This window comes from Oribacterium sinus (genome assembly GCF_963537195.1).
Taxonomy (GTDB): Bacteria; Bacillota; Clostridia; order Lachnospirales; family Lachnospiraceae; genus Oribacterium; species Oribacterium sinus_A.
On the sequence record NZ_CAUTEG010000069.1, the window covers coordinates 1 to 12,881 of the forward strand.

The 12,881-nt window shown below is 40.1% G+C and carries 6 protein-coding genes and 5 pseudogenes; 9 read left to right on the forward strand and 2 right to left on the reverse strand.

Going from position 1 to position 12,881, the window contains the following annotated elements:
• Positions 1-146: 146 nt before the first annotated feature.
• Positions 147-881 (reverse strand): annotated as a pseudogene (locus tag RYL27_RS08165) (sodium:solute symporter family protein); the annotation flags it as partial.
• A 60-nt stretch (positions 882-941) separates the two neighbouring features.
• Here RYL27_RS08165 and RYL27_RS08170 point away from each other — a divergent pair.
• The 6 genes and pseudogenes from RYL27_RS08170 to RYL27_RS08195 all read left to right on the forward strand — a co-directional run bounded on the left by RYL27_RS08170 (position 942) and on the right by RYL27_RS08195 (position 6,854).
• Positions 942-2,776: pseudogene (locus RYL27_RS08170) on the forward strand (recombinase family protein).
• A 79-nt stretch (positions 2,777-2,855) separates the two neighbouring features.
• Positions 2,856-3,038, forward strand: a complete 183-nt coding sequence (locus RYL27_RS08175) for a hypothetical protein (RefSeq protein WP_314966470.1) — start codon at positions 2,856-2,858, stop codon at positions 3,036-3,038.
• Positions 3,039-3,138: 100 nt separating this feature from the next.
• Positions 3,139-3,714, forward strand: a complete 576-nt coding sequence (locus tag RYL27_RS08180; protein ID WP_314966480.1) for a DNA alkylation repair protein — start codon at positions 3,139-3,141, stop codon at positions 3,712-3,714.
• A gap of 127 nt (positions 3,715-3,841) precedes the next feature.
• The gene (locus tag RYL27_RS08185) at positions 3,842-4,162 is read left to right on the forward strand and encodes a DUF3847 domain-containing protein (RefSeq protein WP_314966472.1); all 321 of its coding nucleotides are present in this window, start codon (positions 3,842-3,844) and stop codon (positions 4,160-4,162) included.
• Positions 4,163-4,402: 240 nt separating this feature from the next.
• A pseudogene (gene mobQ, locus RYL27_RS08190) lies at positions 4,403-5,862 on the forward strand (MobQ family relaxase).
• Between the two features lie 134 nt (positions 5,863-5,996).
• Positions 5,997-6,854 (forward strand): hypothetical protein, encoded by an 858-nt coding sequence (locus tag RYL27_RS08195; RefSeq protein WP_314966474.1) that lies wholly within the window; start codon positions 5,997-5,999, stop codon positions 6,852-6,854.
• 167 nt (positions 6,855-7,021) lie between these two features.
• On the opposite strand, the pseudogene RYL27_RS08200 reads toward RYL27_RS08195, so the two are convergent.
• Positions 7,022-7,753, reverse strand: a pseudogene (locus tag RYL27_RS08200) (sodium:solute symporter family protein); the annotation flags it as partial.
• Positions 7,754-8,027: 274 nt separating this feature from the next.
• On the opposite strand from RYL27_RS08200, the gene RYL27_RS08205 reads away from it, so the two are divergent.
• From RYL27_RS08205 to RYL27_RS08215, 3 genes and pseudogenes are all read left to right on the forward strand, one after another.
• Positions 8,028-10,631, forward strand: coding sequence for a hypothetical protein (locus tag RYL27_RS08205; RefSeq protein ID WP_314966476.1), 2,604 nt, complete (start codon positions 8,028-8,030; stop codon positions 10,629-10,631).
• Between the two features lie 125 nt (positions 10,632-10,756).
• A complete protein-coding gene (locus RYL27_RS08210; RefSeq protein ID WP_314966478.1) occupies positions 10,757-12,559 on the forward strand; it encodes a hypothetical protein in 1,803 nt (600 codons plus the stop codon).
• 77 nt (positions 12,560-12,636) lie between these two features.
• Positions 12,637-12,881 (forward strand): annotated as a pseudogene (locus tag RYL27_RS08215) (hypothetical protein); the annotation flags it as partial.

The window sequence follows — 12,881 nt, forward strand, 5'->3', positions numbered from 1 at the left end:
CTGAAAGCGAGTGAAGCGAAGCTTGAAGTTAGTACCGCTACGAGGCGAAGCTAGCGAGAGCGTGCCCCAATTTTACAGCTATCTGTCGGAAAGTGCTTCAATGTTCTTCCCCTCTCTTTTGTCACTATAGGAAGCCTGTGGCCGGATTAGTCGTCTGCTTCCTCCGCCAGCTCTGTTCCTTCCTTTGCGGGAGGCATGAGGATGGAGAAAACCATAAAGCCGATGAATGCGGCAATCAGTCCGGGAATAATGGCCTGACTAAAGTGGATGCCGAAGAGCATTCCCTTGGACACATGCTCCAGATAAACTACGGTAATGGTTCCCAGCACCAAAGAAGCAATGGTTCCTGCTGTGGAGGCCTTTTTCCAGAAGTGTCCCAGTACATAGGGGAAGAAGGAACCGGCAGCCCGGAGGGTAAAGCAGAACATCAGGATGGAAACGATGCTCTGGGTATTGAAAAGGGCGATAAACATGGAAGCCACACCCACCAAAACCATGGTGATCTTGGTCACGTTCATAACTTCCTTGCTGCTGGCATTTGGCTTCAGGAAGATTTTGAAAATGTCATTGGCAAAGATAGAGCCTGCTCCCAAAAGGTCTGAATCGGAGCTGGACATGGTGGCGGAAATAACACCGGAGAAGAGCAGGCCGCAAATGATGGCCGGCATGGTACGAATCGCCAGAATCGGCAAGGCATACCGTGCGCCAACGGAAGCAAATTCGTCGGCGGAGAATTTTCCCATATTAATCAGTGCCAGTACAATCAGTCCCAAAACAGTAGGGATAAAAGCATAAATAAAGTTTAACAGTGCGGCAAGCCAAGCACCCTGCTTTGCCGCCTTTTCATCTCTTGCGGCATAGAAACGGGAAACCGCTTCCTGGGTTGCATAATATTAACTGAACAGGAGTGATATATAGACACAGAAAAGGAGGATAACGCCATGATGGAATATGCAACCAAAATCACTGCGCTATACTCCCGCCTTTCAGTTGGTGATGAGGACAGGGACGGTGGCGAAAGCAACAGTATTGTAAATCAAAAGGCATTTTTAGAGCGATATGCAAGACAGCATAAGCTTATGAATATTCGCTACTATATCGACGATGATGAAAGCGGTAGGTTCTTTGACCGCTCCGCCTATACACAGATGATAAGTGATGTAGAAAGCGGAAAAATTGATATTGTCATTATGAAAGATATGACAAGATGGGGACGAGATTATCTTCAAGTAGGAAACGCTATGGAGATATTTAGAAGAAATAATGTACGCTTTATTGCCATCAACAACGGTATCGACAGTAAAGACCAAAATACATTGGAATTTGCCCCATTTATCAATATCATGTCAGAGTGGTATGCAAGAGACATCAGCAAGAAAGTTACAACAGGCATTAAGACCAAAGGAGCAAGCGGAAAGCCTGTTGCAACAGAAGCCCCATACGGCTATATAAAAGACCCAAATAACAAAGATTATTGGATAGTCGATAAAGAAGCTGCCGAAGTCGTAAAACTCATTTTTAGACTGTTTATGGATGGGAAAAACAGAAATCAGATAGCCGTTTACTTGAAAGAGAAAGAAATACTAACCCCAACCTTTTATATGAAACAGCAAGACAGAGGAACGGCGAAAAACAGAAAGCTGAATGAAGAAAACCGCTATAACTGGAATAAAGTAACCCTAACACGCATATTGCAAAGGCAGGAGTATTGTGGCGATGTAGTTAACTTCAAAACCGAGAAGCATTATAAAGATAAAAGAAATCACTATGTCGATAAAGATAAGTGGCAAATAATCCCTGATGTACACGAACCAATCATAGACCGAGCCACCTATGAAAATGTACAGCGGATATTAAAAAACGCACCTGTCAAAAGACCAAACGGAGATGGAGAAATTCACGCACTTTCCGGACTGATGTACTGTAAAGATTGTGGTACAAAAATGCACATACGCACCATACACAAGAACAATAAGGTACAGCATGTAACCTATTGCAGTGAATATGCCAAAGGAAAAGCAAAACACCCGAAATGCTATTCTCCCCACCGTATTGATGTCGATGATGTGATGGAAAATCTCACAGAGGTCTTGAGAAAGATAGCACAGTATTCATTAGCAAATAAAGAAGAATTTGAGGTATTGGTAAAAAGCAGTCTTGTTAAAGAACAGACAGAAGAAATCAAAAAACAGAAAAAGCGTATCCCACAAATCACAGGCAGAATGGAACAGATAGAAAGAGTTATGAATAAGCTGTATGAGGATAATGCACTGGGAAATATCGAACCGAAACGCTATGAAAAGCTATCGGGAAAATATGCAGAAGAATATTACAGCTTAAAATCAGAACAGGAGCAAATCGAGGAATGCTTATCCGAGTTTGAAAATGCCAACCAAAGAGCCAAGAACTTTATAAGGCTTGCTGAAAGCTATTCAGACTTTGAAGAACTTACCCCTACCGCCATCAATGAATTTATCAGTAAAATTGTAGTGCATGAACGAGATGTTAAAAGAGCAAAATATGCCGTTCAGCGAATAGAAGTGTATTTTAACTATATCGGAAAATTTGAAAATGAACTCACAAAAGAAATTGAGCCGACAGAACAGGAAATGATACAGATGAGGAAAGAAATCGAAGAAGCAAAGAAAAATCATGAGTATATCATAGAGCATATTCCAAAGAATACCGAGCTAAAAATATTGAAAAATTCAGAGAGTATGAACGGATAAAAGCACGAGAATACAGGGCAAGAAAGAAGCTACAAACAACAACCTAAAATTAAATATCAATCAAAATGAAAAGAGGTTTCCTAATTACAGGAAATCTTTTTTGTGCAAGTAAAAAGGAGGAATTGAATGACAGAAAAACAAGAAGCACAGACTAAAGATGAACGAGCCATATCCCGAAAACCTGATGGCATTTTAATAAAAAAGATTAGAGGAAAGACCTTTGTAAGCGAGATATATTTTAATAAAGAGAGCAAGGATACCTTTCAAGATAAGCTGTTAAAGATAGTGCAAGCGGAACGGAAAGAATAAAGGAAAAAGATAATTTTTGTATCTATCTTTTCTATTATTTTTCTGTATGTCCTGATGAATTCCTGAGGTCAAGTAGGAAATCTGACAGTGGAAAAAAGTCATTGAAAATGGTTTCAAAGAGGAAGAAAAAAGAGCCTTAAACGATTATAAATCTAATGATAAAGAATATATCAAGAAGTTGGCATTTTTAGCTTATAAATCTCACACATATCAAGTAAGAATGTACGGCGTATTTCTTTTTGGATACTTGTCAGAACAAAATGATATTCTGGCATTTATGAGAGATGAAGTTTCTAAAGATGATAATTGGAGAGTTCAAGAAGTATTAGCAAAGGCATTTGATGAATTTTGTAAAAAGACAGGGTATGAAAAAGCACTTCCAATCATTGATGAATGGTTAGAAAATAATAATTCGAATACGAGGAGAGCAGTTACAGAGGGGTTGAGAATATGGACGAGTAGACCATATTTCAAAGATAATCCGAATGAAGCTATTAGACGAATTGCCAACTTAAAAGAAGATGCGAGTGAATATGTTAGGAAATCAGTAGGAAATGCTTTAAGGGATATTAGCAAAAAATTTCCAGAGTTAATTAAAGTTGAACTTAATAACTGGAAGTTGGAAAGCAAAGAAATAAATCAAGTGTACAAGTTGGCAAGTAAACTTATTAGCTGACAACTCCCAGTTTTTATCTAACTTAAACAACTAAATACAAGCTGTAACATAGCAGTTCACAAAACAGTAAATCAAATCGGTTTACTGTTTTTTATTGCTCAAAATTAGAAAGAAAGGAAAACAGAAAATGAAAAATATAGACGAAAAAATTTTAATGACAGAAGAAGAAATCAAGCAGTTACAAAACAAAAGAAAAAAGCTCATCAGTCAACAGAAACAGGAAGAACGAAAAAAGAGAGATAGACGTATTTATGAAAAAGGAGCAGTCTTTGAAAGTATCTTTTCCACAAGCAAAGACTTCACCAAAGACGAATTTTATCAACTAATTACATTCCCGAATATCAAAGAAGCAATCAATCAAAAAATCAAGAAAATCATAGAGAGGCGAGAAGAAAGAGAAAACCCAAATACAGAAAACCAAGAGGAAGAAACCGACACAGAGGAATAGTCCCTTGTTTACAAGGGCGCACTTATACACCCTAAAGGGTGTGTGCGTTCTACGAAGGCTCTTGCAGAGAGCATATCAGCGTTCGCTGATACAGGGGAGCTACACTCCCCTACGGAAATACATTTCCTACCCCTTGTGTACTTCCCAAAAGAAATCGGATAAAGAGCTATCCGATTTTTTTAGGAAGTCTTATCCATCGCCACATCAAAGTATCAGAAAAACGAAAGGAGGTTTTCTCTTATGGCAATATATCATCTTAGTATCAAAATTATCTCAAGAGGCAAAGGCAAGAGTGCAGTTGCAGCTTCCGCCTATCGAAGTGGCGAAAAGATAAAAAACGAATATGATGGTATAATCCATGACTTTACGAGAAAAGGAGGAATTGCTCATACCGAAATCCTATTATCACAAAATGCACCACAGGAATTTGTAAATCGTTCTGTCTTATGGAATAGCGTGGAGAAAATCGAAAAAAGTAAAAACTCACAACTTGCAAGAGAAATAGAAATCGCCTTACCCAAAGAATTAAACCGAGAAAAACAGATTGAACTGGTAAGGGAGTATGTAAAAGAAAACTTTGTAAATGTCGGTATGTGTGCCGATATTGCCTTACACGACAAAAATGACGGAAATCAACACGCTCATATCTTACTCACTATGCGACCGTTCAATGAAGATACAACATGGGGAGCAAAATCAAAAAAGGAATATATCCTTGATGAGAATGGTGAAAAAGTAAAACTCAAAAATGGCAATTACAAAACAAGAAAAATAGAAACAGTAGATTGGAACGAGCAAGACAAAGCAGAAGAGTGGCGAAAAGCATGGGCAGATATTACAAATAAATATCTTGAAGAAAACAGTATACAGGAAAAAGTTGACCATCATTCTTATCAAAGACAAGGTATAGAACAAGTACCGACTATTCATTTAGGAGTATCAGCAAGTCAAATGGAGAAGAAAGGCATAACCACCGACAGAGGAAATATCAACCGAGAAATAAAACATCAAAACAAGATACTAAAAGAAATCTCAAGAAGAATAAAAGCCTTGATAAATTGGATAAGGGGAATTGGAAAAGAAGAAAAAGCAGAAACTCAAAATACAAAGTCCATCCTCCCGCCAAAAGAAAATCTAATATCCGTTTTTGAAAATCTTATCCATAAAAAAGCAGATAGTAATAACACAGATTTAGAAAAGTATGTTGAAAGCTATCAATTCCTTAAAGAGAAAAACATTGCTTCCTTATCTGAACTAAAGGAAAGTATATCGGCATTAAGAGATAAGAATTACAAGACCACAAGAGCCATTAAAGATACTGAAATGAAAATAGATGGTAAAGTACAGCTTATCGACCAAGCAGATAAATATTTGAAGCATAAAGATACCTACAAAGCCTATACTAAACTAAAGAAAAGTAAACAGGATTATTTTTATAACGAGCATACGACAGAGATTATTTTATTTGAAAGTTCTAAGAAATATTTAAAGAGCATTTAGGAGAAAGCAAAACCATAAATATATCCAAATGGAAATCAGAAATAGGCACTTTGAGGAAAGAAAAAGATACTCTATATTCTCAAATCACAGATATACGAAAAGAAGTGGAACAGGCTGAAAGTGTTAGACGCTGTATAGATAAATTACTGCAAGAAAAGAGAGGATTAACAAAGGTAAAGAAGCAAGAGTTAGGGCTGTAAAACTTAGTAAAAATATGATATAATATTTAAGATATTAAGTGAAACAAATTAGAATTTAAGAATCTTTATGTTACAGGACAGCATAAGTAAAACAATTAGATAACTAACGTTTAAAAAGAAGGAGATAACCTTGAATGTTAGAAGCAACATTTAGTCCATTAGTTCCTACGGATGCAAGTGAGAGTTTTTATGCTAAATTTTATAATCAGTTTTGTTTCATTCAAGTCAATGATGTTTTTTTAAGATTGCTGAAAGAACATCTTGCAGAAGAGGAGAAGGACGAATTACTAAATACACTTAATAACGCACATGAAGATATAGATGTGGCGGTGGCTTTTAGTCTTGGAGCAGGAATAATGAATGAAGGACTAATGAGGAAAAGGAAAGAGAATAGAGGCATATCTATAGAATTATTTAATTGCTTAAAGTTAGAGAATCTAGATCCGTTGGATTGGCACATAAAAGCATTTGAATTCTTAATGGTATATGCTATATGCGAACAAGCTGTTAAAGAATATTTAGTTTCTAAAGGGAATAATAGTAGAGAAATAAAAGAAGATAAACTCTTATATATTCTCTTTAATGAATTAGGAAAAAGCAATTTAAAAGATAACTTTATTAAGGAATTAAAAAACGGTTCTTCTTCAATTATTACATCTCAAAACGAAATAATATCTGCATGGAGATATTATACGTTATTTCGACATACCTTAGCTCATGCAGGAGGACAAACCACAGAAAGAATGAAGGCTAAAATGGAAGAAGTAATAAGTAAAAATAGTAAGGAATTGGAGAGTATTAGTAATGCTATGTTTATAGAATCATCAGAAGAGATATTTTTCAAATCACCTTTTGAGAACACTGTTATTTCTATTACTGATAAACATTTGAATTTTTTTCGCAATATGGCTATCTTAATTGTAGAAAGTCTTGAACGTGCAATTAATCCAAATGAATATGAGATTAGTGATTTTAATCCATATAAATTATAGATTATTAAATTCGAAAAGTATTTTAGACAAAGATTTATTAATAAATCCCAGTTTGTCTAATTGAATAGAACAATTTTAGAAGCAGTAAATCATAAAGGTTTGCTGTTTTTTTAATTCATTTTTTTAAAATAAAAGCGTCAATAAATAAAAAAAGGTACTTGACAAAACGCTATCTGTCCTACAGAGAAGGTTCCTACGTACATAATGACGAGAGACAGAATCCCGAAGAAGTCATAGCCCGCAAAAAGATTCAAGCTTTCCTTAGGAACATTTTGAATCACGGCCTCCACGCCGCCGGCATGGGAGAGGGCGAAGGGCACTGCCGCCATCATACCGATGATAATCAGGAAAACCTGTACGAAGTCGGTCAGGGTTACGCTCCAAAGACCGCCCATAATGGAATAAACCGTTACCACCACCGCAACAATGATTACGGAAAGCTTATAGCTTAGTCCCAGCATAGTGGAAAGAATAACGGAGGAAGCGATAAACTGTCCTGCAGTAAGACCGATTAGAGGGAGCAGCATAATGATTGCCGTCACCAATCCGGAGGATTTTCCGTAACGTCTCCGGAAGTACTCCGGTACGGTTTTTACCGTGGCGGCACGGAACTTGGGAGCCATGAAAGAGAGAATGACAAAGGCAATTCCCATGGTGATAATGTACCAGGCGGCACTTAAGCCATAGCCGGACATTCCGTTTTGCACAACGCCCAGAGAGCTACCCCCTCCGATTTCCGTTGCGGCAAGAGTTCCTGCCATCAGCAGCGGACCCAACCTACGCCCTGCGACCATAAAGTCCGTGTTACTTGTGATTTTTGTGGAGGAGTACCAGCCGATAAACAGCATGGCCAGAAGGTAAATCACCACCTCAAGACAAACAACCCAATTTGCACCCATAAAATCTCCTTTCTTTTTTCCATATAGAACAATTGTTACAATAATAACATAGTTTCAAGGTTTGCATTTATTTTTTGATATAAAAAGGCATAAAATATGCTCCTTTTCTAGATGGATTAATATTTTTGGCTTTCTTTGTCCTTATGCTTTCGCTATCCTCGAAGACATTTTTGGAGCATTTTTCTTCCTTAGCGCTGTCTTGAAAAAAACGCTACAATACAATAAAATGCAAGGAAAAGTTATCATCAGTGCAGAAATAGAAAGGGCAAATAAAATGACAGAGGGAAGAAGAGGAAGCATTGTAAAAACAATCGCCGGTATAGGAATCGGTCTTCTTTCCCTTTATTTTTTTCTGCTGTTTTTTCGTGATTCGGGAAATCTGGAGCGTTTTTTCGAAGAGAAAACACAAGTTGCTTTCCGGGAAATGCTTTGGCTTTTTGCCTATCTCTTTCTCTGTCTTATGGGCTTTATTCTCAAAAGGAAAATGCAGGATGCCCCGGGGAAAGGGGATTTTTCGAGAAGGGAAGCTTCAGGAAAAGCATTAAATAGAGTTTTTCTTAGCTTTCTCTTTCTTCTCTTTATTTTGCCAACGCTGGTTTTTGCCTACCTTCATCGTATGCTTTTGCCAATGCTTATTTCCGGCTTATGGTTTTTTGTCCTTGCCCTTTTCTTTCGCTTTTGTACTACGGGAAGGCCTCTGCAAATATTTGCAGACATAAAACAATTCTTTTCCTTTTTAGAAAAGGACTTTCAGGAGGGGGCGCTGTGTCCCTTGGTCTTTGCCCTTCCCTTTTTTATCCTGCAAATGAACCGCAGCAATGTGGCATTGGATTATGACTCCCTTCGTTACGGGCTTAGAAGCGCGTATGTCCTGTTTCTGGAGGGCTTTTTCTCTGCCCACGGACAAATCAACAGCGTTTACAGCTATCCCAAAGGACTGGAGCTTTTGACCTATCCCTTAAATTACCTTCCGGGCTATGGCTTTCTTTTGTCCTTAAGTCTTTGGACCTATCTAGCCTTGGCTCTGGTTTTTGGCTTGCTTCTCTTTCATTTTCAGAAAAACAGAAAGAAGCTTTATATCGGCATACTTTGTTTTTTCCTACTGTCTTCTGTGGGAAATATGTCCCTTACTATGAAAACGGATTTATTCACCCTTTTGCTGCAGCTCTCCGCTTTGTATTTCTTCCTAAAGGGAAAGAGACTGCAAAGTTGCTTCCTGCTCTTTTTCAGCTACAGCTTTAAACCTACAGCGGTGGTTTTTTCTACCCTTCTGGGAATCGTTTTTCTCTTCACCATGCTTTTGGAGTGTTTCGGGAAGAGGAATACAAAGGTGAATACGAAAGAAAATATCAACATCAATGGGAATGCCGGCATAAATAGCAACACAAATCCTAATACGATTCAGGCCAAGGGAGAGAAGTGGACTTCGGAGCTTCCCTTTGTCCTGTTTTCTGTAGTCTATACAGGACTGATTACCCTTCGGACTTTCTTGATTACGGGGCTTCCCTTTTCCACCACATTTACCGGCATTTTCAAGGCAATCGGTTTTCATGTGAATTGGCCCTTTAATCTGGATGCCCATGTGGATTACAGCGGAGAGCTTTCCCTTTCGGAAAGTACATTCTCCTTTTTCCGTAGACTCGTTTCTTTCCTTTTTTATCCGGTGGGAGAGGATATGGAGCATGTGGCCATTGCCTGGAGCGGCGTGCTTTTTCCGCTGATTTTATTCTTCGGGATATGGCAGTGCTTTTCCTTAGGAAGAAAATGCTTACCGGGAAGAAATAGTTTAGCGGGAGGAAATCATTTACCGGGAAAAAATAGTTTACTTAGAAGAAAAAGTTTATCGGGAAGAGAAGCCTCTCTTTGTAGGGGGAGCGGGGACACTTCCCTTTGGGACTACCTTCCCCTTGCCCTGTCTTTCCTTGTGATAATGGCATTTTCTCTGCTGAGCTTTATGATGCTTTGGCAGATTGACGGAAATTACTATATTTTATGGGAAAGTCTGGCGTTACTGCTATGTTTTAGCATGGGAAGTGCTTCGGAAATAAGTTCTCAAGAAGAAAGCGATCAGGAGAAAATCAATCAGGAGGAAATATATCAAGAGCGAATCCATAAGGAGGAAATCCATCAGGAAGTAATCAATCAAGAGGAAATCACGCTCCAGAAAGATGTTCAGAAAGAAAATGCAAAGGGCTCCAAGCTTTCGGCTTTTCTTTTAAAAGCCTTTGCCTTCTCCCCCTTCTATCTTGCCGTATTTCTTACTACCATTACCACCAGCTGGGCGGGGGCAGTGGGCTTCACCCCCATTGACTTGGCCAACAAGGGCTATTATGACCATGCCTTGGTGGAGCTGGAAAATCAAGGAGAAAAGGGAAGTCTTCCTGCCTTTTCGGAAATGGCAAAAAATCCAAGACACCATGTTTTGGCATTTGCAGAGACACCGGAATGCTATCGAATCCCCTGCAATGTGCAAAGTATTACGGACGTGGAGGGCTCCGGAGGAAGTCCGGGACTTTACGATTCCCCCCTCTACTTTGCCTGGTTCCTAAAATGGTCCGGCACCGACTATGTGTATTTGGAGCAAAGCTTCCTGCATGATGAGAGGGAAGAGCGGGCTAGGGAGATGCTTTTGCAAATGGCGGAGGAGGGCATTTTCCAAAGCCCCATGCTGGTGGAGAAGAATGAAATCCTGCCTTTTGATAGAGTAAAGGCATTTTCAAAATCCAATGGCGAAAGGGCGGAACAGCTTTTACTTTTACAGATTCGGAAAGAGCGTTTAGAATATCCTTGGAACAAAGAGCCCTATCCCGCTTTGACTAAGGAAGAAATAGCAGAAAAAGATAAGATTGTGCAGTTGCTGTCGGAGTATTTGCGATAGGGTTTCCGAAGGCATGAAAGCGGTAGTTGACAGTAGGATGAAAGTGGCGGCTTCGCTATATCTCTAGGGAATAAAGAACAGGCGGATTGTATTACGAAATCCGCTAATAGAAAGGTAAGGAGTAAATGAAACAAGAAGGAAATAAAGCTTTTATAAAAGGAATACCGCTGGGAGGCTATTTGCTGGCCTTTCTCCTGCTATTAGGCGCTGCCTATTGGATTAACCGGCAGATTCACATCAAGGCCCTTTACATGGACGACCTGTATTTGTTTTCCTTTTTCCGGGAGCAAAATTTCTTTGAATTCAGCTTTCCCATTGGGCAGGCGGTACGTTTCCGCCCGGTGTATTGGGCGATTTCCTATACCGAAATGGCTTTGGTTGGGGCAGATCCCAACCGTTACTTGCATTTCAACATTTTTCTGAACAGCCTGCTGGCCTTTTTTCTCTTTTTCTTTTCTTTGAAAATGACGAAGAAGCGCATCCTGTCCCTGTCCCTTGGGCTTCTCTTTTTGTCCGCCCACTTTGCCTACTACCAGATCGGGCAGGCCATCGGCATTTTGGAAACCCTGGCTTTGGGCTTTGCCCTTTTAACGCTGTATTTCCTTTACCGGCAAATCGACTGCGAGGAGAGGGCTTTTGGGAAAATGTTGCTCTTTTCTCATCTGTTTTTCTTCCTCTTAATTTTCACCCATGAGCGATATGTGGCTCTACTGCCCTTGTTTTACATTCCGCTGATTTTCAGAGGAAAGAAGGCGGGGGAAAATACCGGTGTCGTGGCGCAGAATAGAGGACTAAGAGAAGCCGGAGAATCGGAAAATGCGAAAGCTTTAGATGGTGCGAAAGCTGCAGATTATGCAAAAGCTTCGGAGTCCGCTTTGTCAGAGATTGCTACCGCGGGAAAGCAGTATATTGTAGTGGAGCAGGGCGAAAGTGAAAGTACAAGTGTAAATACCGGCGCAAGTACAAGTGCATATACAAATGCAAGTGCAAGTGCAAGTGCAAGTGCAAGTATAGGGCAACAGGATAAGTCGGATAGGGAATCTGTGAAAAAACCGAAGCTTCTTCCCTTCTTCCTGCCTTTTGTACAGGCCTTTTTGTTCTTCAGCATTCGCAGCCTGGCCATCGGTTCCTTTGTGCCGAAGGGAACGGGAGGAACGGAGGTTCAGGACGGCTTTTCTCTAACAAAAGCTCTGTCCCATGCCTTTTCTCAGGTATTTTATATTTTCGGTATTCAGGCAGGGCCGGATTACCTTGCAGGAATTCCCTGGGAGGAAGTAGGCAGAAAGCATCGCTATGTCATTTATGCTTCCATTGCAGTTTTAGCCTTTAGCATTCTTTTGGCTCTGGTTTTTGCCATTCGTAAGGGCAAGCTGAAAAAAGAGTTTTTTGGAAAAAATCTTTTGTTCTTATGCTTTATTGCCCTTTGCATCGGTTGCTCCTCCATTACCATTCGCGTGGAAATGCGTTGGGTTTATGTAAGCTTTGCGGCATCTCTTTTGTATTTCGCCTATCTTTTGGGAAATACCGGCATGCCGATTCCCACATTTTTTGCCCTGCTCTTCGTTTGCCTGCGATTCCCTGCGGAAATGAAATATCGTGAGTCTTTCCCCAGAATTTACTTCTGGGAGGATCAGGACCGGATGAACTCCCTGGCAGAGCAGACCATAGGAAAGTACGGGCGAGACTATGTTTTAGGCAAGCAGGTGTATATCCTGGAAAATAACTACAAGATGAGTAAGTTCTACGGAGATACTTTCTTCCAGGTCTTTGATCCGGAAATGTCCGGACAGGGTACGAAGATTCATTTCATCAAGGACTTTAGGGCACTTCCGTCGGAAGCGAACTTCTACAACAGCCTTGTTTTAAAGGAAGTTCCGGAGGAAAGAGCCTATAGGGATATTACCCAGGAGGTATTTCCCAACCTCTGATATTAAAAGCTTCTCCGGATCGGAGAAAAGATTACAAAATAAACGGCAATATATTCGCAGAGAAAGGGAGGGAAAGCATGGCAGAGCATGAGGGACAAAACAGAAATACACCGGTGGCCGGGTTGGAAGTTTCTACGGCGCCGACTGCAGGCGTAAAAGCTTCCGGAGAGCAAGCTTTTGATGCGAAAAGTTCCGGCGTAGAAGCTTCCGGAAAGCAAGTTCCCTTAGGACAAGCTTTTGGGGCATCGGCTTCGGGCAAGCATCTGCCTTCCAAGGGGAAAGAAGGGAAGCTCCCTGTTGCTTTATTGCTCCTTTCTTTCCT